General features: G+C 39.5%; 27 protein-coding genes. 13 read left to right on the top strand and 14 right to left on the bottom strand.

Going from position 1 to position 25,414, the window contains the following annotated elements; translation table 11 throughout:
- Positions 1–6: 6 nt before the first annotated feature.
- The 3 genes from LEP1GSC050_RS09510 to LEP1GSC050_RS09500 all read left to right on the top strand — a co-directional run bounded on the left by LEP1GSC050_RS09510 (position 7) and on the right by LEP1GSC050_RS09500 (position 3,008).
- The gene (locus LEP1GSC050_RS09510; RefSeq protein ID WP_010570989.1) at positions 7–672 is read left to right on the top strand and encodes an LBL_2463 family protein; all 666 of its coding nucleotides are present in this window, start codon (positions 7–9) and stop codon (positions 670–672) included.
- Between the two features lie 37 nt (positions 673–709).
- Entirely contained in the window at positions 710–1,621 is a 912-nt protein-coding gene (locus LEP1GSC050_RS09505; protein ID WP_010570988.1) for a histidine kinase N-terminal 7TM domain-containing protein, read from the top strand.
- 472 nt (positions 1,622–2,093) lie between these two features.
- Positions 2,094–3,008 (top strand): histidine kinase N-terminal 7TM domain-containing protein, encoded by a 915-nt coding sequence (locus tag LEP1GSC050_RS09500; protein ID WP_010570987.1) that lies wholly within the window; start codon positions 2,094–2,096, stop codon positions 3,006–3,008.
- Here the strand turns inward: LEP1GSC050_RS09500 and LEP1GSC050_RS09495 are convergent.
- Positions 2,991–3,422, bottom strand: a complete 432-nt coding sequence (locus LEP1GSC050_RS09495; RefSeq protein WP_010570986.1) for a hypothetical protein — start codon at positions 3,420–3,422, stop codon at positions 2,991–2,993. The genes LEP1GSC050_RS09500 and LEP1GSC050_RS09495 overlap by 18 nt on opposite strands.
- A 104-nt stretch (positions 3,423–3,526) precedes the next feature.
- On the opposite strand from LEP1GSC050_RS09495, the gene LEP1GSC050_RS09490 reads away from it, so the two are divergent.
- The 4 genes from LEP1GSC050_RS09490 to LEP1GSC050_RS09475 all read left to right on the top strand — a co-directional run bounded on the left by LEP1GSC050_RS09490 (position 3,527) and on the right by LEP1GSC050_RS09475 (position 7,509).
- Entirely contained in the window at positions 3,527–3,880 is a 354-nt protein-coding gene (locus LEP1GSC050_RS09490) for a hypothetical protein (RefSeq protein ID WP_010570985.1), read from the top strand.
- 548 nt (positions 3,881–4,428) lie between these two features.
- Positions 4,429–5,355 (top strand): hypothetical protein, encoded by a 927-nt coding sequence (locus tag LEP1GSC050_RS20835; RefSeq protein WP_020987507.1) that lies wholly within the window; start codon positions 4,429–4,431, stop codon positions 5,353–5,355.
- 45 nt (positions 5,356–5,400) lie between these two features.
- Positions 5,401–6,528 carry a Kelch repeat-containing protein gene (locus tag LEP1GSC050_RS09480; protein WP_010570982.1) on the top strand — a complete coding sequence of 376 codons (1,128 nt, stop codon included), beginning with the start codon at positions 5,401–5,403 and terminating at the stop codon, positions 6,526–6,528.
- A 270-nt stretch (positions 6,529–6,798) separates the two neighbouring features.
- Positions 6,799–7,509 carry a hypothetical protein gene (locus LEP1GSC050_RS09475; RefSeq protein ID WP_020987467.1) on the top strand — a complete coding sequence of 237 codons (711 nt, stop codon included), beginning with the start codon at positions 6,799–6,801 and terminating at the stop codon, positions 7,507–7,509.
- 548 nt (positions 7,510–8,057) lie between these two features.
- Here the strand turns inward: LEP1GSC050_RS09475 and LEP1GSC050_RS09470 are convergent.
- Together LEP1GSC050_RS09470 and LEP1GSC050_RS09465 are read right to left on the bottom strand one after the other, a co-directional pair.
- The gene (locus LEP1GSC050_RS09470; protein ID WP_010570980.1) at positions 8,058–8,744 is read right to left on the bottom strand and encodes an alkylmercury lyase; all 687 of its coding nucleotides are present in this window, start codon (positions 8,742–8,744) and stop codon (positions 8,058–8,060) included.
- Positions 8,744–9,145, bottom strand: a complete 402-nt coding sequence (locus tag LEP1GSC050_RS09465) for a MerR family transcriptional regulator (protein WP_020987563.1) — start codon at positions 9,143–9,145, stop codon at positions 8,744–8,746. Before LEP1GSC050_RS09465 ends, LEP1GSC050_RS09470 begins: the two co-directional genes overlap by 1 nt.
- Positions 9,146–9,362: 217 nt before the next feature.
- Between LEP1GSC050_RS09465 and LEP1GSC050_RS09460 the strand changes: the two genes are divergently transcribed.
- A complete protein-coding gene (locus tag LEP1GSC050_RS09460; protein ID WP_010570978.1) occupies positions 9,363–9,557 on the top strand; it encodes a hypothetical protein in 195 nt (64 codons plus the stop codon).
- 1,334 nt (positions 9,558–10,891) lie between these two features.
- Here LEP1GSC050_RS09460 and LEP1GSC050_RS09455 read toward each other — a convergent pair.
- A complete protein-coding gene (locus LEP1GSC050_RS09455; RefSeq protein WP_010570977.1) occupies positions 10,892–11,671 on the bottom strand; it encodes a UvrD-helicase domain-containing protein in 780 nt (259 codons plus the stop codon).
- 170 nt (positions 11,672–11,841) lie between these two features.
- On the opposite strand from LEP1GSC050_RS09455, the gene LEP1GSC050_RS09450 reads away from it, so the two are divergent.
- A complete protein-coding gene (locus tag LEP1GSC050_RS09450) occupies positions 11,842–12,540 on the top strand; it encodes a YwaF family protein (protein WP_010570976.1) in 699 nt (232 codons plus the stop codon).
- Between the two features lie 88 nt (positions 12,541–12,628).
- Here the strand turns inward: LEP1GSC050_RS09450 and LEP1GSC050_RS09445 are convergent, their stop codons facing one another.
- Positions 12,629–12,823 (bottom strand): hypothetical protein, encoded by a 195-nt coding sequence (locus LEP1GSC050_RS09445; RefSeq protein WP_010570975.1) that lies wholly within the window; start codon positions 12,821–12,823, stop codon positions 12,629–12,631.
- A 304-nt stretch (positions 12,824–13,127) separates the two neighbouring features.
- Between LEP1GSC050_RS09445 and LEP1GSC050_RS09440 the strand changes: the two genes are divergently transcribed.
- On the top strand, positions 13,128–13,601 hold the full coding sequence (locus LEP1GSC050_RS09440; protein ID WP_232225693.1) for a MarR family winged helix-turn-helix transcriptional regulator: 474 nt from the start codon (positions 13,128–13,130) through the stop codon (positions 13,599–13,601).
- Here the strand turns inward: LEP1GSC050_RS09440 and LEP1GSC050_RS09435 are convergent.
- Positions 13,584–14,207: a TetR/AcrR family transcriptional regulator gene (locus LEP1GSC050_RS09435; protein WP_010570973.1), complete on the bottom strand. Its 624-nt coding sequence runs from the start codon at positions 14,205–14,207 to the stop codon at positions 13,584–13,586. The genes LEP1GSC050_RS09440 and LEP1GSC050_RS09435 overlap by 18 nt on opposite strands.
- A gap of 105 nt (positions 14,208–14,312) precedes the next feature.
- Between LEP1GSC050_RS09435 and LEP1GSC050_RS09430 the strand changes: the two genes are divergently transcribed.
- Entirely contained in the window at positions 14,313–15,131 is an 819-nt protein-coding gene (locus LEP1GSC050_RS09430; protein WP_010570972.1) for an acyl-CoA thioesterase, read from the top strand.
- Between the two features lie 186 nt (positions 15,132–15,317).
- Here LEP1GSC050_RS09430 and LEP1GSC050_RS09425 read toward each other — a convergent pair whose 3' ends face one another.
- The 5 genes from LEP1GSC050_RS09425 to LEP1GSC050_RS09405 all read right to left on the bottom strand — a co-directional run bounded on the left by LEP1GSC050_RS09425 (position 15,318) and on the right by LEP1GSC050_RS09405 (position 20,374).
- A complete protein-coding gene (locus LEP1GSC050_RS09425; RefSeq protein ID WP_020987216.1) occupies positions 15,318–17,162 on the bottom strand; it encodes an OmpA family protein in 1,845 nt (614 codons plus the stop codon).
- A gap of 351 nt (positions 17,163–17,513) precedes the next feature.
- A complete protein-coding gene (locus LEP1GSC050_RS09420) occupies positions 17,514–17,879 on the bottom strand; it encodes a hypothetical protein (RefSeq protein WP_010570971.1) in 366 nt (121 codons plus the stop codon).
- 110 nt (positions 17,880–17,989) lie between these two features.
- Positions 17,990–18,364, bottom strand: coding sequence for a hypothetical protein (locus tag LEP1GSC050_RS09415; protein ID WP_010570970.1), 375 nt, complete (start codon positions 18,362–18,364; stop codon positions 17,990–17,992).
- Positions 18,361–19,533, bottom strand: coding sequence for a serine hydrolase domain-containing protein (locus LEP1GSC050_RS09410; protein ID WP_010570969.1), 1,173 nt, complete (start codon positions 19,531–19,533; stop codon positions 18,361–18,363). The genes LEP1GSC050_RS09415 and LEP1GSC050_RS09410 overlap by 4 nt, the downstream gene beginning before the upstream one ends.
- Positions 19,514–20,374, bottom strand: coding sequence for a prohibitin family protein (locus tag LEP1GSC050_RS09405; protein ID WP_010570968.1), 861 nt, complete (start codon positions 20,372–20,374; stop codon positions 19,514–19,516). The genes LEP1GSC050_RS09410 and LEP1GSC050_RS09405 overlap by 20 nt, the downstream gene beginning before the upstream one ends.
- A 152-nt stretch (positions 20,375–20,526) precedes the next feature.
- Here LEP1GSC050_RS09405 and LEP1GSC050_RS09400 point away from each other — a divergent pair, with 152 nt between their 5' ends.
- Positions 20,527–20,874: a hypothetical protein gene (locus LEP1GSC050_RS09400; protein WP_010570967.1), complete on the top strand. Its 348-nt coding sequence runs from the start codon at positions 20,527–20,529 to the stop codon at positions 20,872–20,874.
- 41 nt (positions 20,875–20,915) lie between these two features.
- A complete protein-coding gene (locus LEP1GSC050_RS09395; RefSeq protein ID WP_010570966.1) occupies positions 20,916–21,563 on the top strand; it encodes a DedA family protein in 648 nt (215 codons plus the stop codon).
- Here LEP1GSC050_RS09395 and LEP1GSC050_RS09390 read toward each other — a convergent pair.
- The 3 genes from LEP1GSC050_RS09390 to LEP1GSC050_RS09380 all read right to left on the bottom strand — a co-directional run bounded on the left by LEP1GSC050_RS09390 (position 21,560) and on the right by LEP1GSC050_RS09380 (position 24,995).
- On the bottom strand, positions 21,560–23,077 hold the full coding sequence (locus LEP1GSC050_RS09390) for a PAS domain S-box protein (protein WP_010570965.1): 1,518 nt from the start codon (positions 23,075–23,077) through the stop codon (positions 21,560–21,562). The genes LEP1GSC050_RS09395 and LEP1GSC050_RS09390 overlap by 4 nt on opposite strands.
- A 54-nt stretch (positions 23,078–23,131) precedes the next feature.
- Positions 23,132–24,049 (bottom strand): hypothetical protein, encoded by a 918-nt coding sequence (locus tag LEP1GSC050_RS09385; RefSeq protein WP_020987201.1) that lies wholly within the window; start codon positions 24,047–24,049, stop codon positions 23,132–23,134.
- Between the two features lie 115 nt (positions 24,050–24,164).
- Positions 24,165–24,995, bottom strand: a complete 831-nt coding sequence (locus tag LEP1GSC050_RS09380; protein WP_010570963.1) for a hypothetical protein — start codon at positions 24,993–24,995, stop codon at positions 24,165–24,167.
- Positions 24,996–25,414: the final 419 nt, after the last annotated feature.

Here is a 25,414-nt window from a genome sequence, read left to right as displayed (position 1 = left end):
TGTTATATGGAACAAATCAAAGAATCCTACAGAACGTTAAAACCTTACGCAATTGAGACGACCGGTACGAGAATCTATTGTATTGATTACCTGAATAATCCTGAGATTGTTTTCGAACTCCGGAACTTTATCAGAGAAAATTACATTTCTCATGGATATGTTGGATTTTCGGACGATTTTGACAGTTACAATGACCCTCACTCTTGTTATTTATTCTCTACTTCAAAAGAAGGGGAGGTCTTGGCAGTCTTACGAATTATTTACAAAGCTAAAACGAACCTTTTACCATTTGAATGGGGATTAATAGAAGGGGAAACGAAAAGGTATGGGCTTATCGAAACGAAAGTGGCGGACCTAAATTCATTCATTTTTACAAGAGCACTGGAATCCCGAAAAGCAAGTAGGTGTTTATTCGGGTATGCTGCCAGACATATGCTAAAGAGCGGGATAACGAAAGCCTTTGGAATGTACGATATTTCCAATTTAGTTATTAAGAGCGTTTATGAAAAATACGGAGCGATCGACTCAGCCGACTACAATAAGGCAATTTACTTTCCAGATTATGGGGTCATGAGAGATAATAAATTTTATGTCTCATATTGGAGAATTATTGAGATAGCGGATTCACAGCTTGAAAAATTAACTCTTCTTGCCAATCCAATTGTAGAATGAAATATTTGTTGGAAAATAAGGTATTTCGGAGATTATTTTGGCACTTTTTTCATCTATTCTATTATTTGCCTCGGCCTATTATTTTTATAAATGGTCTGATAGGAATAATCTTTGTAAAACATATGCACTTTTGACATTCACTATATCTCTTTGGTGCCTGTTAATGTTTCTAGGTCAGCTTCCTTTTCCCGCTCAATTTAGAATTTTAATAGTGAATTTTACACCGATTCCAACTCTATTTGTTCCTCTCTGCGCAACCTACATTGTTCTAAATTATACAAGACCAAATGATTTAGTTTCTCCCCCTAAAATACTGACATTGCTGCACTCGATAGCAATTTTAGGTTTTTCATTTCTATCTTTGATTGGCTATGTGTCACCGGTCTATTTTGAAGGAGATGAAGTGCGCTTTAATGCAAGCGTATCCTATTTTTTTGTAATAGGATACATTTACTTTTCTCTTTTTATAAGCTTAGGAGTGATCGCTTATAATCTGATTTTTGGAAATTATTTCGTAAGGTTACACTCGATTTATTTATTTGCCGGTATTGTATTAGCTAGCATTGTTTCTTCAATATTCTTAGTATTTCTACCTCTTCTCGGAATCTATCTTAATTCATTATCTGCAATCGGAATGCTTGGGTTTTTGTGGCTTTCTTGGATACCGATTGCTAAATACAGATTATTTAATGTTGAATTAACAGAATTTGGCCAGGATTTTAGAAATCCGAAGCTCTCCTCTGTGATCATTACTATAAATCGTTACTTATTAAATTGGATGGACCCGAAAGCATTCAAGGAAATTTGTGATCAATTTGAATTGAGAAGAAGTGAAGAAATTTTCGGAATTCAGGCAGAATTTATTTTGGAAACTGCTTATAACGGCGAAAATATGACTGAACAGACACGAAAATTCTCAAAGAAAGTTACAAACATTTTTTTAAAGTAGGTATTCGTTTCTAAAGCCTTAATCTTAAAAGGATGACGTTTCGAAATATCTAAATTTTCTCATTCACATAGGATATTTCGTAAACTATTTCATTCAAAAGAATATTTTGTATAATTTCCTTTTTAACTTTTAGACCATTATCAATTGATGCCGACCTTAATTTGGAGCGGCTCTTTCTTAACTTCGAATATTAATAATTCCGATACTCCTATTTTGAGACCTTAACAACGATCTGTTATCATTTGGCCCTCGGGGATGGGTTCCCTTGATTATTTTTTGACATTTTGAAAAATAATTACTTGAAAATTGATAGAATTGTTTTTTAGGATGGCAGAGCGAAATGCACAACTTTTGAAGATTCTAATAAGCGAATTTACTTAGTTTTAATCTGCAAAGCCGCCGAAGGTTCATTTCGTACAGATAGGATTGTGTAAATCGAAAAATCTTCAAAATTTAAATGCGGAGACTTAACTTGGGCCTATTAACGTTCATTCTACTTTTATTATCATCAGTTATGTTTTATAAGTATTCGAAACGAAACGCCCTTTCTATCGTATTTATTATCTTAAGTCTATCGTTAGCGTTTTGGGGACTATTCGTCTTTCTTTCGGATATTCAATTTCCAATTTTGATACGGGTCCCGATTATAGATTTAATTGTAGTTTTTCCGCTCTTTATTCCAATACTTTTAACATATATAATCTTTAATTATACGAGACCTAATTATTCAATTTCGCCGCCAGTAACCGTTATGATAACCCATCTTGTCATAATTACCTTTTTCCTCTTACTATCTTGGGAAAGCAGGCTTACACCTTTTATATTGGAAAATGACGAAGTAGTATTTAAAGGTAATGTTTATTACTATTTATATTGCGGTTATTTGTTTGGATCTATTTTAATTTCACTAATTTTAATCATCAGAAACATTAATAGAGAAGAATATTTTGTTCGACTGCATTCCCTTTATATGTTCACGGGGATCACTGTTGGCCTTCTTATATCCACCGTGCTGACTCTAATTTTGCCTTTAATCGGTATTTCCTTAAATTCAATTTCGGTGATTGGTCTTCTAATATTTTTATGGGTAACTTGGATTCCAATAGCCCATTACAGATTGTTCAACGTCGATCTTCTTGATTTTAAACAGGATTTGCAAAACCCGAGAATTTCATCGGCAATTATTTCTATAAACCGTTTTCTGTTGAATCGACTGGAGCCTGAAGCATATAAGAAAATTTGTGAACAATTGGAAAACGAGCAGAAGCGAATTCTTATGGAAATGAGTGCTAACCTAGTGATCGACCATAGTATAAATCCGACAGGATTCGAGAAGAAGCTAATAGAATATATTGGGAAGGTTAGAAATCTATTTTTTAAGAGCTGATTTTATTTTTTTGCGATCCTTTTGAATTTTGGCTGCAAGTTTTTCAAAAAGTCCAAGCTCCTTTTCGCTAGCTGTACTTAGTATATCCACGATATTGCTAGTGCGAAGATCGATGCGAATTTTATTGAATATGTTCTTTTCAAGATGAAGTAAATCCAGTCTCTCCTGAAGAGTCGCCAACGGCTCGCCTGTATTATTTAAAATGAATTTTTTAGAGACTTCTTTTTTTAGCAGAAGGAGATCGAGCCTAGATTCCGATATTTTAGTTTTGTTTGAACAGTATTTGGCGAGCATATCCATTGTTATGCCCATTGCAGCCCAAGCATCTTTCCACTTTATTCCAAGAGTATGCAGTGCGTAAGAGAGCCTGTCTCCCGGAGTTAAAAGTGGCCAATGCGTTTTTTTTTGTTTCATATGTTAAAATAAACTTGAAATTCTATAATTATTATAGAAAAAATTAATCGTGCTTCAGTTTAAGCTTAATCTTTTTCTGGAATACCGGGCAATCTTAAAATGTTATGAAAACACCAAAATGGTATAGCGTAGCTCACTTTGAAGATACTTTAGGGTCGCCGTATTATGTCAGGGGTTTAAAAAAAGCCAATTTCTTGAGAGAGAAAATGTATCCTGGGAAAAGAATTTCGAGGGCCATTAAGAATGATCTCTTTATCTGGCGTCTCATTTCAAAATTGAAATTTGAGAAAAGAGAAACATTAAGATTACGTGAAGAATTGAAAGTTCTAGAGTTGGAATTATATAATTCAAAAAATTCCTTAATATTAGCGAAAGAGACAATTTCATTCTATAAAGAATGCAACAAGGGCATTTTCGAAAGTAACTCCTTGCTACCTCACTTCAAGAAAAAATTATGAAAAGGAATATACGAAATCGACTTGCGAATTCTTTCGACACTTTAGATTGCAAAAATTGAGAACGTTATCTAAATCAATCTTTCTAAGTGACTCCCGCTCCCGATTGGCGGTAATTCTAAGAAACGATGTATTTGAGAAAGAATTGAAATGGCAGTAAAACCTAATCAAGCTAAAGGTGAATGATCAGCAGTAAGCCTACTGCAAAAATCTAAACTTTCTCCGTGGCTATTTTTTGAAAAATGGGTTAGAAAGGTATTAGGAAATACGGAACATTTTTCGAAATCTCCGTTAAACACGCTTAGCATATTAAAGAATTCCATAAACGGTTTTAGACAGTTAAAAAATAACATTCCTCGACGCAATTATCACTTTTCTGTGCGATTGACATAAATTCTTCAAATTGCAGCTTGACTTTCTATAATTATTATAGAAAAGCTGTAATTAGAGCATTAAAAGATTCGGGTACTTAATTCAAAGTAGAAGGCCGTAGGCATTTTCTTTTGGAGATAACGTTCTATTTTTTTTAATTAATCGAGGAATTTGATAAAATGAAAAACGCAAAATATTTGCTAACTGTAGTACTTTTAGGTTTTGGGTTCCTAAATTGTCCCGGTAAAAGTAATAGCAGTTCCTCTATGGACACTCTTTTGCCTATTGCGCTACTCGGTGCTTCAAAAAAGCAAACTGGAGTCGGGACGGGCGGTTCAGGAGCAAGATGCTCTTCTTCCTCAGATTGTAATGCATCTACCGTGTGTGTTAGCGGATATAACTTAGATTCCGCGTTTAGCACTTCCATCTGTTATTTAATTCCAACGGCAAATATTATGACTGTTAATGGAACGGCAGTAACTGGCACAATAAATGATACTACTCAATTAGTTGATTACAATATTAGCATTCCATCTGCCGGTACATATCTTTTAGCTGCATTTGCGCCTTCAGTTTCATCTTTAGATTTGGTTATACAAATTATGCAAGCCGACGGTAGAACAATAGTAACCGGGCAAGTGGACGCAACAGGAAGTGGGCTGAGAGAAAGGACAATATATAATTTTCCAGCGTCCGGTATATATCGCTTACGGGTAGCTAGTTTTTATACATCCGGAACTTTCGGAGGCAGCTTCAGTGCACAAATAGTTTCCCAAGCTGTATCCGGCGGAGGAAGTTGTAATTTTATAACGAGTGGGGTTGGTAGTTACTGTCAGGATTTTTCTCCCGGATCTACTTTTAATTCTAGTGCGTGCTCAGGCGGTACGTTTAGCTCAAATCAATCATGTGCTACTGTAAATTCAGGAGCTTCGCCAACAGTGAGTGGACGTTGCACATACTCACCGAATATAGCTCTGTCTTCGGGACAGGGCTTTACGACAAGAGTTTATTATAGTGCTGGGACAGGAGTTGCTGTTCCGTTTTCTCCAAGTGCTGCCTCAACTGACTGTAGTAGTGTAGATTCTATAGACAGTATTTTCCAGTGATCAGGTTCTTAAATTACATAGAACAATATTAAGGAATCTAAAAGGATGCTAAGATTCAGATATTTAATTTGGTTAATAATATTTATTCAAAATATTATGTGTAAGCATAGTTCAACTAATGCTAATCCGGTTGAAGAGTTTATTATTTTCGGACTACTTGGTAACATGAGATTGTCAAGCACTGGCACTTTCAATAACCAGAGATACGGTTACCATACGGCACAATTATCGGACGGAAGAATCGTAGTTATTGGTGGAAGGAAGTCATACAGCAACGCTCCAGCAACGTTGGCATTCGAGAATACTGTCGAAATTTATGATCCTAGTACGGGAGTATTCAAAGTAACGGCAAACCAGACAAATTTAAATATCTACGGTGGACAAACTATTGTTTTACCCAATGGAAATGTCTTTTTATTCGGAGATTATACTGCTAACAATAATGCAGTCGTTTCTGGTTTTTCTTATAATTCTACCGTAGATAATTTTACGTCTACTAACAATACAATCTCAATATCTAATATTGGCAATTCTCCTGGAATCCTTCTTCAAAATGGGAAAGTTTTAATTCCGGGCGATTCAGCCGACAAGAGCACTGCATTATTTGATCCAAGCACGAATAACTTTTCTGTCGGAGCTAGTAAACAGGTTAGTCGCACATGGCCATCTTCAGTGCTACTTCAAAATGGCAAAGTATTAGTATCGGGTGGTCTCTCAGGGGTTAATAGAGTCACGTCTGCGGAGTTATATGATCCCGTTGGTAATTCCTTCACAAGCACAACTGGCTCAATGCTTGAAGCAAAAGACCAGCACACCTCTGTATTATTAAAGGATGGAACTGTTGCAATATTTGGTGGATCAATAGGCTCTTCTAGAATAAGTGAGATTCTAATTTATAATCCAAATTCACAGCAATTCTCCCAAATCGGTAGCTCAACTGTGATTTCGAATTTAAGTACAATAAACTTGCCGGATGGCAGGATATTTGTGGGGTGTGATCCTTACAATATGGGATTTTCTTCAGTAGGATTCATATATAATCCAAACACGGGTAGCGTATTTGTAGATCAACTCGCGAATGTTCAATGCACCTTCGGGGCTTTATTATCAACGGGAAGAATATTTATGTTGAGCGATAATGGAGCTTATTTGTATACACCTCCTTCGCAGTAAGAAAGCTACAATCTGACTGCTTTTTTCGGCTGGAAAAAGAAAGATAAAGAGGTACGTATAGAAACTCTGCTTTTAATAACGATTAAAATCAGGCAATACTCGAAATTTAATCGGGTAAAATCATTGGGAAATATAATTTATTTTTCAAATTCATCAGAAGGCAGAGCATAAAATATTAATGATTTGAAATAAATATTACAAATACAAAATATGCTGAATGTGAATTAAACTGAGTGATAAAATACAAACAAAATTAGCGAGGAAATATTAGTGCTAAATAAAATGCATCGAAAATTAGGGTATCTACTTTTAGGAACGGCCTTACAGGTATCCTGTTCAACACACCAAACTTGGATTTATAAAACCAATGCTAAACCGGCAAATGGACCTTCATTGTCTAAGGACGCGGTGGTCGTAATTCCTTTTAGCGATCAGCGTGCTAGTAACAACGATAATAAAACCGCTTTATATATGGTCCCTCTTATGCCGTTTGGCTGGGCAAACTACCAAGCTCCGGAAGGAGTACCTAAACATATAACTTCCGGGTTGTGGCAAAATTATAAACCTGTCGATGATTTTGCTAAAGCATTAGCTCTAGAATTGGAAAACGCAGAGCTATTTAAAGAAGCTAGTTTCGATAATAAAAAAGGGGATAAATACTATATACAAGGAACAATCATTAATACAGGCTATAAGGGTAAAATGTTTTCGTACCTACTAAGCATTTATGGACCCATCCTATGGTTAATCGGATTTCCTGCCGTAACTGTTGAAAATACTTTAACTTTAGAATTGAATCTGATGAATAATAGAACTAAAAAATCGTTATTCAGCAAATCTTATTCTGCTACACCGTTCAGCGAAGTTGGCTGGGTCTATGATCTCCCGAATGATTTTCGCTATGCAGAAATGGTAAAAGAAATTTACGGGCAATTTGTTGGAGATTTGAAAGCACAATTTCCAAAAGGGTTAAAGGATTAGTTCTTAATGTCATTTTTTGATTTTAAGGAACTGTAAAATAATCTCATAATAAAATGTGTGAAGGATGGGCATTTCTCCATCTTTCGCACATTTTAGTTTTATAAAAGAGGTGATGAAAGTGCCTTTAAAATTCGGATATAAAAGATTGCGTTGGCATGATTTTTAGAATCTAACCTAGTTACGTTTTAGGAGACACTTTTTAAGCAACTAGGATAGGGTTTCGCATACCCAAGAAATTCGTCCTATGAATTGCGGGCGATGCTCCTCGAATTCAAGAAGTAATGTATAGAAGATATGCTCGATAGCTGCTTCTAACGAAGGTTGTATTGAACTAGTTGAATTCATTACTCTTAATTTCTTTTTTCTGAAGAACTTATTCCGACTATTTTTATAAGACTCAAAATTCTCCCTGTTTCATTTATTGGATTTGAAAGGATGCATATAACAACCGTTCATGGGCGAATGTTTTTCATTGATAAATATCAATATGATTCGGTTTGGATCGATATGATTCGGCTAAAATTTGGCTACAGAATAGGCTCTTGAGCTTAACAGGTGCTACAAACTGCCTTCACTTTTCTCCCGACTTCAAATTTAGATAGAATGAATCCGAAAACGAAAAGTGAAATTCCTATTATGGATAAAGAATCCATTTCAAGGAAAAGTTTACTAAGACCTAGGAGTAGAATTCCAAGAAAGACAAAACTTGCCGACATCCATTTTTTTGTTCGATCATAATAAAGAGAAACTCCGATCACTGCAATAAGAGAAAGAATAAAAACAAAAGGCTTTAGATACGGAGTATAATCAAAAAAACCAAAACCTATACTTGCTAATACGCTTCCATACAAAGGATAACACGCAGGGCAGGACATTACCGGCAAGAATGCGCTACCTAACAAGGGTAAAAACGAGAGTAAAGAAAAATGAAGGTCCTTATTTGCTTTCAAAATTGAACGTTGTAATAATTCCTTTGAAGGGACTCCAGAGAGTTTTCCCAATTCATTCTTATAGAGTCGACATGCATTTCCACCCGAACCTGAATCGATGTCTTTACCGTCGATTAGAATAGTAGGGGAAGAAAATCGCTTAAAATAAACGGGAGTTTCAGGATCGTCTTTATTGATCTCTAAAAAATTCGCAGATATACGGTACTCCTCAAGTATTTCTTGAAGTAACTTTTTTGTAGCTTCCTTGTTCGGGCAGGTTGTTTCGTAGATTAATTCGATTTTCATTATACATCCTCCATAAAGTCCAATATAGGACATCCTTGCCTTGTCGCCTTTGAAGATTCGCAAATCTTTTGGATTTCAATTAAGGAACCCTCTAACTTTCTTAGAACGACAATCTTATCCTGTATTTCGTTAAGTTTTAAATTCACTTTTGATCGAACGCTATTGCATTGATTTTGTGTTTCCAGTTTCAAGTCCAAGAGTTCTTTGATTTCCGAAAGTCGAAAACCGAGGGCCTGCATGTTTCGAACGAATTGAATTCTTTTAGCGGAATCATCCGAATAAATTCTATATTTCGATTCATTTCTAAAGAGCGGATTTAGGAGTTTGAGAGATTCATAATAGCGAATCGTTTCGACCGACACCTGGGTCGCTTTCGCAAGCTCTCCGATTTTTAAGCTCATATTGGGAAGTATAAACCCTGAAGTATACTTCAAGGTCAAGAGGCGATTCAAAAAATTTAGTAAATCTAAAGAGCCAAGGCCCGGAATAGCGATTCCAGGGGAGTCTCGCAACAGAACCAAACTTAAGGAGAGGCTGGATAATTTTTGGAGAAAATATTCAATTTTATATCTGCACTAGATATCTTTCGGGACCCGGAAATAGCAGGAGGATTCAAAAATGAAATCCAAAATCATTTCATTAGCTGGATATAAATTACGTAGGGGATTTCCCGGTAACCTTGCAGAAAATAAAAAGTATAAGACTCAAATCATAGACCTAAATGAGTATAAGCGATCTCTCTGGGAATTAAATGAGATATCTAGGGATATCGATAGCCTGTTGAGAGAAATTGATGACTACGAAATACTGTAATTAGATCCATTTAAAGCGAGTTATCAAATTACAGGATTTAGTTCTGAAAGAAACAATGCGATTCCCGAAGATAGCCTTTAGGGCTAAGAAAAATTGGATTAGAAAATCATCTAGAAGCATCTTTGTAGACAATCTCGAAAATTCTCAGAAAGGGTTAAAAATTAGTAGTATACTTCGGCTATTTTCGCTAAAATCGCTCCAAATGGCAGTTACATTAAGTGGATATCCCTTCATCACCTTTCACAAATCGCAAAATGCCAGCACCCACACCTTCCTACGGAAAGTGCTGGGCACTGATAATTTGCCTACTGTTTCAGGTGAGAATGGATTAGTCGTAACCTCCGACTCGCGTCGCAGTAGTACTGTTAAGCAACTAAAACCTTCAGCAAAAACTCGCTTCAACAGTAAATTTCCTCATATCAATATTTTCTACCATACAGAACTAACGAAATCGCTTCTTAGAAATCTGTATCCTAAAGATTGTCCTAGCTGTAATGTTTCTCTTTCTAAAGATGTTTCTACGAGGGAGAATGTAATTCGATGCCCAAAATGCAAGTATCAGATTTCTAGGACTTCTGGGACACCCTTAGAGCATTTAAAAATTCCATTGTGGACCTTCAGCTATGTATTATTAGAAGCGATTCATAGATTTCCATTAGGATTATCTGCGTCGGAGATACAACGTAGGTTAGGGATTTCTAGTAGAACCTCAACTCTATTAAAGAGGAGACTACAGGTATTTTTAAGTGATCTTATACCATCAATTAAAGATGAGATGGTTAAAGATATTAAGAAAGCTTGGAGAGGTAAAAATTTGCCAGAAAATGGCGATTTAAGACCTTTTATCGAAGGTAAGCCAGTAGTAAGCATTGATACACTTGCTTTGTTTTCTGCTAGTCAAAGAGCCAATGGTTTTCGGAAAAGATTTAAGCATAAAGGTCAAACAGCAAGTATCTATTTGTCAGATGCCGTAGCAAAACAAAAGGGAGTTTATCAGATCGGGACCTTAGCATTAACCCAAGCTATTAAAGGTGGTCCAGTAATATTCGATTCTATTCCAGATCAAAAACAGAGAACTGTACAGCCTTTCTTAGATTATTTACCTAAGAATACAGTTACTTTTGGTGATGAAGGTTTTCCCTATTTAGAAAGAAATAATGTTAACTATCGCCAGGTGAATCATTCTTTAAGAGCGGTCGATAGTAAAAGGAATGTTTGGGGTAGAAATAGATGGTCTACAGAGGCAGGGGTAAATAACCAGTGCGCCGAAGGAAATCAAAGATCTATCAAGTATTCATTTTTAGCTTCTTACAGTTATTTTAAGCCATCAAATTCTATATTATATTTAAATGAATATTCTGCTTTAAAGGGAATTCGGGTATATGGTTTAGAGAAATTAAATAGTAAAAATCTAAAATTACTGCGAAATGTAAGTAGTAGATCACGACTAAAATTGAAGCGCTGTCCGACAAAAGCTTTACGAAAGCTAGCTGTTCATTATTGGTATCTTGAAATTCGTCCACCAATATTTTTTTGAGAGAGGATCTAGGAGTTTCAGTCCAAGCTTCTCTCTCTTCTAAAGCTTGCAGAAATATTGCGACAAGATCGTCGAAATCCATTTTTCCCTGATCTTTCTTGAACTTCGCATATTCCTCCCGTAATATCGGTAACCAATCTTTTGGAAATTCCTCCGGAAGCACCGAGACATTAGTAAGTAGCTCGTAAGGAATTCCGCCGATCAAAGAGGGATCTTTCCGAAACCAGTTTCGAAAAAATCCGTTACGTTCGGACGGTAGTAAGATTCCAGGCATACGTCTTTGAAAATCCGGGTGATGCCGGGCCAAAGACTGAAAACAAAAAGAGTGAAACGTATGAACTCGAACTCCTTTTTGTCCTGTATTGATCTGGATTCTGTGTTTGATTTCCCCGGCAGCTTTTCTCGTAAAGCTAAGTACAAGAATTTCTTGGGGAGCCGTTCCGTCCGAAATACACCTTTCTACAAAGCCGACCATCGTGCTGGTTTTTCCGGATCCTGCCGCGGCTATTACTTGAATGTATTGAGAGGAATCATTTATAATCTCTTCTTGAGCGGGATTGAATTTTGATCTTTGCATCCGAATATACGGGTAGACATTTTACGCTTATGCGTATCGGATTTTCTTTTGAGGGAATAAATCCTGCTCGAGTTCTCTTTTTGAAATCTATGGAACAAAACGGATATAATAGATTTCGCGATGTGACAATAAGCATGGATAATTAGAAAAATATAACTTAGGACGAAGCCTTGGAATCCCATTTCGAACATTGGTCGATCTTACATATTTTTATCTTATTTGGAACTTTTCTTTCTTTGGCATTTTTGATTTACGTCGCGAGGAGATACTCTAATAGCTCGGTTCCGAAGAGGCTAGGGCGGTTAATCGCTTCGATTCTGCTCCTTAATTACGCTGTCTATATAGCTTACAGAATCAGCTTGGGTTATTGGGAAATTCGATATGATCTTCCCATGGAATTTTGTGATTGGTCACTATTCGTTACTTGCGTAGCATTGTTTACTCGGAACAGAATGATGGCCGAACTTTCTTATTTTTGGGTCTTAGCAGGGTCGATCAACGGAGTTGTCACCCCCGATTTACGGGTATCGTTTCCGCATCTTTATTTTTTTATATTTTTTATCGCGCATTCCGGATTAGTTATCGGGGCATTGTACGCCGTATTCGGTCTAAAGCTATATCCAAGGAAATGGGCGGTTCCTCGGGTAATCCTTCTTTCACAACTATATTTTCTCTCCGCCCTTATAATCGACTTTTTGTTTAGGGCAAATTACGGTTATCTAATGGAAAAGCCGAACTCTCCATCTTTGATCGATCATTTGGGAGTCTGGCCTATTTATCTGATCAATATGCAACTCATCGGTTCGGTGCTGTTTTGTATTCTTTATCTTCCATTCTATTTTAAGAATAAAACAAACGAGCAACACTAATCCCGGCCAAATCCGATTTAGAACGTTTTGTCGGTAATCGGCTTTGAAAGAGTCGAGAACCGACTTTGTTTGAATCAGGGGTATCACATTATTCTTTTTTTATCTGCAATTCGATTTCCGATCCTTTCACTCCGATTTCCAGCAGCTTCTTGACGGCTGTGCAAATCAGAAGGGCTGAAATCGCTAAGCTTATAAAGAAAATTCCAATGCCGACCGGCGATCCCCAGCTATACCATTTGCTGAACATCTCGGCGTATTTCATTTCATCACTTTCTTCCATCATTGTTACCTCCTTTGGCATTCATCGTATTTTTAGTTCTTATTGATAGATTGAGAACTAAAACATTCCCTCTGGGCGCTTGCTTGATATAGTTAGATATATAAATAGTAATAAAATCTAACTATATCAAAATCAAACATATTTCGAAATGAGGTCAACTGTTTTTTATTAAGATTTACGGATTTTGTGAATCGAGAGAGGCAATAAATCGAAGCGACATTTCTCCTTAAAAAATAAAGGGTTGAGAAAACTTACGTGCAGCCGTCTTAATGAGGAATATTATCGTTGAAGTGCGATGAATCGAGAAATGGGTAAAAACGAATACATTCAGGCAATCGGGCAGGCCGTTCAGCTGTTTCAGGAAGCAACGGAGGCGTTTGACGACGCAGCTGCGGAAGTTCTAGGATTGAATCGGACGGATTTAAAATGCCTATCGATTATCTTTAAGAACGGATCGGTTTCAGCCAGTGAGATTGCAAGAATCACAGGTCTGACTCGAGGTGCGATGACCACAGCCTTAGATAGGATTGAGAAGGCTGGTTACGCCAAAAGAGTACCGGATCCGAACGATAGACGGGGAGTTCTTTTGGAACCAACGAAAAAGGGCGAAAATAATGTCGGAATGATATGGGGTCCGTTTTTTGAAGTGGGTAAAAGGCTGCTTTCAAAGTACACCGTTGACGAATTGAAAGTTATTCAACAATTCCTCATCGAATCTAGAGCGGCTCAATTCGAGCAGATGGATCAAGTCAAAAAATTGAAATTAGGCAAACGAACCTAAATCATTTTCGAGTTTTAAAAGTTCCTTTTCCAATCTGTTCAGGTATTTCATGTCGCCGCTCATTCCGTATAATTGCATCGCTCCTTGGTAGTACAATAGGATGGCTTCGGCCGTCTCGCGTATTTGTTCGAGCGTTGCCTTTTTCTTCTTTTGAATCCCTATTTCCGACAGGTAATTTTCGAAAAGCTTCTGCCATCGACGGATAAAGTCGGTTGTTAAGCGTCTAAATTCATCGTCTTCGTGAGTTTGATTGGCAAAGTTTGCAATCGGACAGCCGAATTGGTAGTGGGACTTAATTCCACGCTTTACGACTCGAATCCAAGATTTAATAAATTTTGAATATACTTTCTCCCTCCTCATAATTCTTTCGATAAGGGCAAGAATCGAAGCTTCCTGAAGAGACAGGTATGACTTTCCCAAATCCCTTTTGGAGGGGAAGTGGATATATAGAGTTTTCTTGAAAGAACCCGCAGTTTCTAGAATTTCATTGATTCCGGTATTAGGATATCCCTTTGCATAGAAAAGTCGCAAAGCCGCCGATATAATTCTGTCTCGCGCCGAACTATCGGTCGAAGGCGGGGAGGACGAGTTCGTTTTATCATGCATATGAAATTTCCTAACTAGAATATAAAACAGGTAGACAAATTTGTCTACCTGTTTTATATTCTCCTCAAGGGTAGACAGGTCGGTCTACTTGGATCGGAGGCATTTATGGAAACCCTAGAAATTCAGCGAGAAACAGACAATCTACGCACTCATACGTTTGATGTTCAGGTTCGTCGAGTAGATCTGGACGTAAACGGGCATGTAAACAACGGAACATACCAAAGCTATTTCGAGGAAGCGCGTACTGTGGCATTTTCAGAATCGGATGAAGATCGATTTTCAAAAACGGGATCGTCCGAGCTTCCGTCTGCTTTCGCATTCGTTTCTCTTGAATATAAAGCCGAACTAAGATATCCTAATTCCGCAAGAATCATAACCTTTTCACCGGAATTCAAGACGGACGAATTTGAGATCATCCAGGAGATGTACAGACTATCCGACAATGCGTTAGTGGCAATCGCTAGATTCAGATCCGTAAGTTCGGAACGGGAACGCCAATCCTACGGGTCGGAAGCGATTAAATACTTCGATCATAGTATCGATATTCGATGGACGGACATGAGTCCTGAAAATCATCCATTTCTTTCCGCTTTGCAGTATTATTTTGACGATGCGAGAATTAAGTCTTTCTGGAAGGTAGGAATCGATTTAAATAAAATGAATAAAGATGGGATTGGACCGGTAATTTATAAGGCAACCATTGAGTATTTCGATTCTCTTCATTTTCCCGAAACGATTTCCGTTCGAACTAGATTTGAAAGAGGTGAAAAGAATCGATTAGTTATCGTTCAGAATATTTTTAGGGAAAACGGCAAAGTCCATGTATGTCGCGGAAATTTTTACGGTCTTTTTATGAATCTCCACTCAAAGAGGCCTTATCGGTTTTCGGAAGAAGAATTTAATAAGTTTCTACTAAACGAGTAGGATTTCTGTAGGTTTGCTTATCGCGCCTTTATGCCTAGCTTAAGCGAATTCCCGAAAGATTTGCTTAATTGAAATAGGGTAAAATCTTCTGAAAATATCTTTCGATTCGGATCCGGTTTAAAGGAAAAGTTACGTTATGTGGTCTTATCATTGAATCGGACCGCCAGTCGATTTAGATGGTATCGATTATTCTACGATTTGAAAAACGACTCGTCGATTTTTTTGTCTACCTTCCGGGGTATCGTTGGGCGAAATAGGTTGCGAGTCTCCATATCCTTTGATTTGCACTCGATCTTCAGTGATTCCGTGTTTCATTTTAAGATATTCTGCGATTGCGTTCGCACGATTTTCGGAGAGAGTTTGGTTATCCGTTTTTTTGCCTACGTTGTCGGTATGCCCTTCCACAAGAATTTTTAAATTAGAATTTGATTTCAATAATTCGGCAAGTCGATTTAGTTCCGGTTCGGACTCTTTCGAAATTTCGAATTTTTTCGTTTCGAAAAATAAATTATTCAACTGAATTTGTCGGCCTACCGCTATGGAAGGCAATATGAATTCGACGGCGACTTTTTCCTGATCGGACGAACTTCCTAAATTTAAATTTCTAGATACGGTAAGAAATCCTTCCTTCTTGGCATAGAATCCGTATTTCTCGCCGTAAGGGAGTACTAGGCTGAAAGACCCGGTTTTAGGATCGCTTTTTGCAATACCTAGTTCCTTGAAGTTGGTTAAGGATTCGTAATGTATTTCGGCGGAAATCGGATTTCCGTTTTCATCAGACACTTTTCCGTTTACGACGACGACCGAATTCGGACGGAAATCTTTGGGTAGATACGCCATATATAGTTTGCCGTCTCTGCTGACATAAGCCCATTTACTATTTGCGGGGATGGAGAAAAAATTAACGCCTTTCAAATTTTCGGAAACTTCTATCGGCTTAGTCCATTGAGTCCAATCGCTCCCTACTCTCCGAGTCACATAAATGGAGATTCCTTGATGACCGTCGCTGGAAAAATAAAGAGTTCGATCGTCGCTTGCAAGAAAGGGAGCCATCTCTTCTTTTTCGGTATTGATCGAGCTTCCTAGACTCTGTCCAAACGAATAAGTTCCGTCTTCCTGTTGAAAGCTAATGTATAAATCGAGTTTTCCGACCGAATCTTCCCGTTGAACCGAGAAGATCATGACCCTACCGGAAGAAGATAATGTGGAACCGCCAAAAACTTCTTGAGAAGGGTTGCTACTTTTTCGATAGTTATTATAAAAGCCGGGAAAGTCTATGATTTTGGGAACTGACCAAGTACCGTTCTCGCGAAAGCTTTTATATAGAGGGACGCGTTTGGCCAAAGCCTCCCTTTTCTTCCGATGCTCCTTCTCTATCGTATCGAGTTTAGCGGAAATATTCGGGTCATTGTCGATATCTTGATATATTTCCTTTCTTTTATATTCCAATTCTTCATCTATTTTTTTTCTTTGTTCCTCTTCATCGTAGCTTCCAAAAACATAAAGTTCGTTTCCGCCGGGTAAAGCGGACAATACTGCGGACGGCATATCGTTATTTAAAGGGTAGGGCATTTCCTTTCCGTCTTTCCAGAAACCTTTTTCGTCCTTTTCCGCGTACCAAATTTTCTGAGTCCCGTGTCTTCCTTGGGGTCGAAATACTGTCCAGAATAAGTATCGACCATCGGGAGTGACTGTCGGGTTGATCGAATATTGATTTCGACTTACATAGTCAGGAATTTTCTTCAGAGTCCACGGATGAATGCCAGCATCTTCGTCAAAGGGAGATAAATCGAAACGCAACGGCATGCAATGCCGCTCCTTCATTTCACATAAAAGGCGAACGGTATGCTGTTGGTACTTTGAAAGTTCGGGACCGAGGTCGTTGGATTCGATTTGTATAAATTCTTCCCCGGAGTGGATGAGTTTTCCGAATTGAAGAAGCTTTCCTTCCACAATTTTCTCTTCCGCCAAGACGGGCAGAAAACTGGAAAAAAGAACGAAAGTATAGATACTCGATATCCGACACTTCATGCCATTTCCTCTTTGGGAATTTTATTTAGATCCGTTGTTCTGAAAAGAATTTCTTTGCCTTCAGGTTCGCGAAAAGCAATTTTGGGAAAGGCGAGCTGGTCCCGATTTAAGTGGCCAGTCATAGGTTATGGGGGGATGAATTAAGAACTAGTAGATTTTGGATTCAGATCGTCCGTCTAAATTTTACGTCAAAATGGCATAATTTAAAAAAGTCTTAGAACAGTTTTCTCAACTATTCAGAAAATGAAACGAAGTTAGTGGAGGGGAAATAAGAATCGAAAGAATTGCAAAGAGGCCTAGCTCTGAATTTCCGGAATTGCCGAATTGGATATGGTTGAATCAATCCGGCTCTTAAAATTCAAGATCGGAGGATTGCGAATCTCCGATGATCCTCATTCTAAAACCGTGAGGTAATTTATTCCAAACTGCGACGAACATTTTTTTCCAGATCATCGCTTTCGGTTTCCTCGCATTTGGTGTGATTTTCATGTCGCTTACCATTAACCGTTGATAGTATGTATGACGCGGAAAATCGTTAGGAATCACCCGTACTGATTCCGATTTCGGATTCGGAATTTCGGTTAGAGTGTCGAAAAAGGTGTTATGATTTTTCCGATTTTTTTCGTAACCGGTGGAATTCGCGCAAAACTTGGCCGCCTCCTGCTTTGCAGGACCAAGCTGCTTTGGGTTCGGGCAGTCACCCTCATCCCTTCGCACCGTTTTCCAGAGATGAAACTCGAGATCGTTAAACGCTCGGGACTGGCGCCCGACGCATCCTTGGCGGGATCATCAAAGTAGATTCAAGCGTACTCGAATGCGAATTTAATTTATTTCGAGTCACCTTCCGTTACTAGACGACAGCCCTCAGGAAATCCATGGAATCTTGCGGTTGCTTTGAATCGTCCGTTCGTCATGAAGAAAGATACGCTCAAAGAATTTTCGGTTTTATTCCATTCGTCGGGGGGATAAAAAACGGTCGCATATCGTTTGCAATACTGATCGTTGCCCTTGACGACAAAGAGACAAGAGCATCCTTCCTTTGCGGCAAACCTAGACTGTATCTGGGCCAATTCCCCCGGTACTAAGCGAAATAAAATTAGCAGATACAGGATGAGCGGCAGGATGGCAATTCCTATTAGGAAAATGGAAAGGACTTTCCGAATCCATTTCGATTTACGAAATCCGAAAAGATTCGGTCTCATTGAGTGCTTTCCTCGTTCTCCGAGATTGCCAAAAGGATTTTTTTAGCGAAATCTTTCATTGGAAATCTACCTAAGCGGTCGTTTCCAAATCTAACAATCACCAATTTCCTATCCGGATCAATGACTAAGGATTGTCCCCAGTGGCCCGATCCGAAGATAGAATTTCCGGATAGGAATTCGAATACCGGAATTTCAGGAGTTCCCCTCTTTCGATTCGAGTAAAGATGACCTCCCATTGACGGGATCGGTAAGTACGATAACGGAAACGGAAGTGCCGTTTCCTTAGGAAATGGACCTGAGGTCTCCCGCATCCAAGTTTCGGAAAAGATTCGTTTTCCTTTATGTAGTCCGTTGTGAATGTAGAGTTCCCCTATCCTCGCCAAATCTTTCGGCCTAAGATACGCATACGAAGAACCGACAGGAACTCCTTTGGAATCGGTTTCCCAAACATATTCTTTGATCTCCATTCTTTCAAAAAAAACTTTCGGAAATCCTCCTTCCCTTTCGTAGATCGAAGCGAGTACTGCGGAGAGAAGGTTGGAATCGCCGCTAGAATATTTTACGGCTAAACCAGGTCGAAAAGATTTCGTCGAAACGTAAGCGGCGTGATCGTCCGTGCCGATTCCGTAAAGCATTGCGAGGACATCCGATCTGAACGGATTCCATTCGTATCCTTCCTTCCAATCTCCTCCGCTGGCATGATAGAGAAGATCCTTTACTGTAAGCGTTTTTGGTAATATGGATTCCAATTCGGGTAGATAACCGGCGACGGGTAGCGATAGATCCAGTTTTCCTTCTAGAACGGCCATACCGGCAACCGTATTTAACAGAAATTTGGAAATCGACCAAAGAGGCTGCAGATGTTTAGGATCGAAGCCGTTACCGTATGCTTCCAAAACCGACTCACCATTCGATAAAACGTAGATCGCATTAGTTTGAACTCTGCCGTGAGTTTCCTCCGGGATATTGCGAACGGCTTCCGTAGCCGCCTCTTGAAACTTTATATTTTTAGTATATACTAGATTATATGAAGGGGACTCCGACGCTCCCCCGCAATGAACGCTAAAGAAAACTATCATTGCGAGTAGGGAAATAAGAATCCTTGAATTCATGATTTTTAATCGAATAAAGCGATAAAATCTGAACGATTTATTCTTCGGATTTCGCATTTTCCTGAGGCGTATTCAATATCAATGGCAAACTATCTTTTCCGGAAGGTACAATCATAAGTTTCGAGTTCGGATTTTCGAACGCTTTCAATTGCAGATATTGTTTAGTCAACTGAGAGGCGATCAATTTTTGAGCCTTCGCTTTTCCTTCTGCTTCTATGACCGTAGCTTTCGCTTTGGCTTCGGCATGAATAATCGTTATCTCGGCATCTTTCTTCGCGATGTTGATCTCGAATTTCATCTGTTCTTGTTCTTGCTCTTTCGTCAATTTTCCTTCGATAGCGGTTAAAATCGGTCGACTATATTCGATATCATCTATGATTACGTCGTCGATCTCTATATGCTTGCCTCTCAATTTCTCACCTAATGCCTGCCTGATATCCTGGGAAACTTTCGGAGTTTCCTTGGATATCCGAATCATACTGTACGCTGATAATGCGTTTCTTACCGAGGTCCTAAATTGCGGACGAACTACTTTTTCGTAGTAATCAGGTCCGATCTCGATTTGTAGATTATAGATTTCGGATGCGACCGGTCTCAGAATGACCGCCGCCACCACGTTGATGGTAAGATCGTCTCTGGTCAACACGTCGACTTTCTCTTTGTACGAGGTCCATTGGATCGGATAAAGATAAATATCGTTCCACGGTGCATACAAATAGAGTGCGTTTGTCAGAAGATCCTTTTGCAATCCGGATGTGAGAGGATGCCAACGGAGTCCGGCCTCTCCCGGGCGAATATTCGTAAAGCACCCGTAACTGGCAAAGATCGAAAGTAAGAGTGTCACGAAGGCGATCTTTTTTGCCCGTGACAATTTGTTAGGATTAAAGTTGGTTTGCATTGGAAAACTCCTAAAAAGCCGGACTTACGAATATTGGACCCGAATTTTGAAGGGAATGTTCCTAATAACTGGATAGGGAGACTCCGCACGCAAAAAACGATTGTCCTAAGAGAGGAAAGGATCGCTTCTTAGTCGCAGAACGGAAGAAGAATTTGAAGAAAGAGTTGGAAAACCTACCGAAAATTCGAACTAGATTCAGCGGGACTGTCGGTTCTGTCCTTATCCATAGAAATCCGGAACAATCTCGAATTTTGATAAGAGACATTCGATTACTAGTATCCGGTAGAAAAATTATTTCGGCGCAAGATTTCTATTACTCTTTAAGGTTCCGAAATCTTCAAGTAGTTGTGGGGGATAAGATCGAATTTGATGCAAGAATTCGACCCGATAAGAGAGGCGTCTCTTCCGAGAAGATTCGATTAAATTATCCGACGAAAATATTTCGTAAGGGCGGGGAGATACATTCTCTCTTTCCGGGAAGCGAAGTTGAAGACGTTTGACTTCTCCGGAGAGCCTTCGATCCTGACTGAGGAGGCGGCTTTTGGAGACGATTAAATTTATATTGGATTTCTTTCTTCATTTGGAACATCATCTGGATATTTTAATCCAGTCGTACGGCATTTGGGTTTATCTGATTCTTTTTCTTATTATCTTTTGTGAAACCGGCTTGGTTGTGACGCCTTTCCTTCCCGGAGATAGTTTACTTTTCGCCGTCGGCGCCTTTGCTTCCAGAGGTTCTTTGGACCTGATTACGGTCATTTTACTCCTTATTATCGCCGCAATCCTGGGAGACACGGTCAACTACACGATCGGCAATCTCGCGGGAGAAAAAATCCTAGCTCGGAAAAAAATTCCGTTCCTAAATAAAAAGCATCTGGAAAAAGCCCACCTGTTCTACGAAGTATACGGCGGAAAAACGATCATCATCGCTCGCTTTATTCCGATCGTTCGAACATTCGCGCCTTTCGTCGCGGGCATCGGAAAAATGACCTACTCTAAATTTATTATATATAATATCGTCGGCGGAATTGCCTGGATTCTAATTTTCAGTATCGGCGGTTATTTATTCGGAAATCTTCCGTTTATCCAGCGGAATTTCAAGTTGGTGATTATCGGAATTATTATCGTTTCGATTTTACCGGCGGTCGTTGAATATATTAAGGAAAGAAGAAAAGGCAGACTGTCTTAAAACAATTCGGGCTTTTCTAAGGGAAAGACGATTCTGAAAACAGATCCTTCCCCCGGGGTTCCCGAGGATTCTAGGGTTCCTGAAATTTTTTTCGCCATTGCCTCCACGAGATTCAATCCTAGGGAAGTCCTTTTCTTTCTATCCGGATTGAAGCCTTGTCCGTCATCCTCTATCTTAAGTTCAGCTTCTTTGCGATTCGATGTCAGCGAAATTTGAATTCTGCCGGATCGTTTGGGGAAGGCGTGTCTAAAACAATTAGTAAGCAGTTCGTTAAAAGCCATACCGAGGTGAATCGTTCGGTCGATATCCAACGGGACTTCCTGCAAGTTACATATCACTTCGATTTTATCCTGGTCGAACAGAATCGAAGATTTAACGTTTTCCGTTAATTGTTCAATATATTCCCTAAGTGAAATAGAACCTAGACTGCGTGCAGAATATAAGTTCTCATGAATTAAAGCCATTGATCGGATTCTATTTTGGCAATCCTCAAAGATCGGAAGAAGCGAAGCTCCGTTTTCTTCCTCGGATAACCTCATTTTTGAAAACTCGAATAGGCTTTGAATAATGGCCAAGTTATTTTTCACGCGATGGTGTATCTCTCTGAGCATCACTTCTTTTTCACCGATCATTGCCTCTAATTCCTTTTGGATTTGCTTTTGATCGGTGATATCGATTGCGGCCGTAGTGATACCTTTGACGGTTCCATCGGGAAGCCTTAACGGCTCTACCGTTAAATCAAAATACGTGTCTTCGCCTCGGTATGGAAGAATTACCTCTCCGCGGAAGGGCTTGCCTGTCCTGATGACTTTCTCTTTTAATCTGGTAATCCGGTATGCGGTTTCTTTCGGGAAAATATCGTATTCGCCTTTACCGATAATCTTTTCTTCGGAATCTCCGAGGTTTGGATGAAATACCCAGGTATAGCGCAACTCTATGTCTTGGGAAAAAAACATCACTTTCGAGTTTTTTAGCGCAAGATGGAACATCTCGAAATTTTTCTTCAATGCATCCTTGGCTTCGTTCAGCTTACTTACGCTTTCCACCAGCATCGAGTTTGCCGTCAGTTTATCTTTAACGACGCCGATTAATTGTTCCGCTTCTCCGACCGCATCGGGCGCGTCCGGAATCAAAGGAGACACGTAGGATATCATTGCCACCCTTCGATCTCCCTGAGTTATGAAACCGATTCGAGAATCAACGCGCGTTAGTTTACCGTCAGCTCTGATTGCTTCGGCCTCCACTTGCACGATATCCGGGTAGGATCTAAAAGCATCCTTATATTTGATTATTGCGAATTCTCGAGCGGCCTCGGGTAAGACGATACTAATCGATTTTCCGATAACATCTTTTTTGCTAACGCCGTAAAATCTGAAAAAAGCCGAGTTCACGAAGAGTATCAATCCGTCAGGATCGGTAATTACGATCGCTTCTTTAGCCGATTCAAAGATCGATAAAGGAACTGAAGTGATCGGATTGCTCTCTTCTTTTGTTTGAGTTACGACTGGTTCCATTGATTGTTCATTAGACAGAAAGTACTTTCAAAGAACTCCATTCGGAACGAATCTTTATTTTGGGAGACTGCAATCCCTGATCCGATCGGTATATTTCACCATAGGCCGATCGGAATAGTTTCGAAATGGAGCGGGCTCAAGTTCCCTCGCTTTAGATGAATCTCCTCCGGTCCCTACCGGACTGATCCCTACTGGACCGAAATTTGTGGGAGGAAAAAAGCAACGAGGGAACTCATTCGCCTTAGTTAATATTCCGTCTTTTCGAGTTATCTTCACGACCTGTTCACCGAGTCGAAGGTAGATCGAGGACGAATCCGCAGACCATCGAAGTTGGTACGTGGGGATTTCCTTCCAATCCGATAAAAGATTCTCAGAATAACCTTTATCTAATGCGGACGATTGCCCGTTCGTGTCGGCGAGGATCAATTTCGGAGAGATGACCTCCAGACTTTCGTCGACTTTACCGATTAATAAAGCCGCCGTTCCTCCGTCCGGAGAAGGCACAAAATGTAATATAGTTTGTTCATTACTTAAGAACCGCCTCGGCTCGAAGGATCTGAATCCACGGGGAGACCAAACGGATGGGGTTCTAGAATTTCCTCCATATTCGTCGTTCACTCCCTGGATCCAAAAGAGTCTTGCAGTCGAGGAATGATAATAAACTGATCCGGGTAATGTCCAATGAGCCGCTTCATAACTATAGATGGGAGGTTCTCCCTTGGGATCCGGCGCGCCGGTTAAATCGTATATTCTGAATTTCGTTTTATAATTTCGTTTTTGACTCGTTCCGGCTAAAGGATTCCAGGAAAAACGTTCTTCGTACGTGACTTCAGTTTGTACTAGTTCCTTTCCGGTTTCGGACCATCCACGTTCGATTGCGAGTCCGGCGGGGCGCCAAAGCATACGAGAGCAAGAAGTAAAAAGGAAAGTTGATAAGAGGCAGGTTATTTGAATTAGATTCTTCCGTATCAATCGATTTGTTCCGTTCATACAGATATATTAAGAACGATTCTCTTCGGTGGAAGAAGTTTATGGATTTTAAGATAAATAAGTTCGCCGCACAGCCGTACGGCGAACCATCGTTAAATTAACGCCAGCCTTCGCCTTCTAACTCTATGTGATCAAGGTATAATCCCCCGGATCCCACAGAAGGAGCTCTCGTGTGGCCCTGAAACTGAGTATAAGTTACGTTCGAATTGAACGGCCAAATACCTTCGCTTTGGGTTACGGAGGATTGACATACGCTTAAACCGCCAGCCTTATTGTATGCGCAAGAAGAATGGAATGCAACGGCTCCATCGTCGTTACCCGGAAGAATCCAGGAAGATGCCCCTTGAATTCCCGAAAATCCTTTATAACCTGGAACTTGGTACAGAGTCACTCCTGCGGTGACATTATGGTTGTATGCACCACGAGCAGTTCCAACGATTAAGGCTTTATCCATGGCATTTCCGCCGAAACCGAAAGTGATTCCGTTCAGTGCTGAAGCCAATTCGGATCCACCCGATGCCGAAGCTAATGCGGTCACTTTCGTGATATGATAGCCTCTGCTTGCAGTGGTAGCTCCGAGATTGGAAAGCCAATATTCCGTTGCATAACAGCCTGCACTGTGGCACACGATTTTACAAGAATTGGATCCTTTGCAATACGTGTTTAGGCCGGTAGTCAGGTTGGTTTGGGCTCTGGCTGTGCCATACGTTCTAGGGTCGCTCGTTCCATCGTATCCAACGAAAATCTTCGCTCCGGATACCGAATTAGGAGCGGTTCCCCAGTAGTTGTTCACATCAGTTGGGCCGACGCCGTTGTGGTTTGAGCTCGATTTTCCGTGCACGAATATTGTATATGTTTGTGCCGAAAGGGAACCAGCAAACAACAATGCGAAAGCTAACCCCAATCCCATACTCTTCCAATTTTTCATCTTCACTATTCTCCGATCTTTTGAGAAATTCCTGAACAAGTGTTCGTGAATTTCTCGTGATACTACTATGTACTATGTTGTGCTATGCGTCAAGTGATTGGAGAGTTTTTTAACATAACAGTTAGAATGTAAAATAAATGGAAGGCGTTCAAAATTATTATAAAAAATTTATATGTAATGGTCGTTACAATTTACGTACTGTGTTCGGCACTATTTGTAACATTTGTTTTACTTTAAAAACAGAGTCTTCAATGATATTTCACTTATATTTTTTAGGGAAGGTCGCTACTCGTTTCTACTCGTATATAAAATTAATCCGTTAGGATTACTAAGCTCACCAATGTCCTCGGACAAAATAAAACGGTTGAGCGGAAAGACATCTCTGAACAAACAGTTAGGCCGAGAGTGGAAGGAAAAAT

It is taken from the genome of Leptospira broomii serovar Hurstbridge str. 5399 (genome assembly GCF_000243715.2).
Taxonomy (GTDB): Bacteria; Spirochaetota; Leptospiria; order Leptospirales; family Leptospiraceae; genus Leptospira_B; species Leptospira_B broomii.
This window is presented reverse-complemented; position numbering and strand designations above follow the sequence as displayed.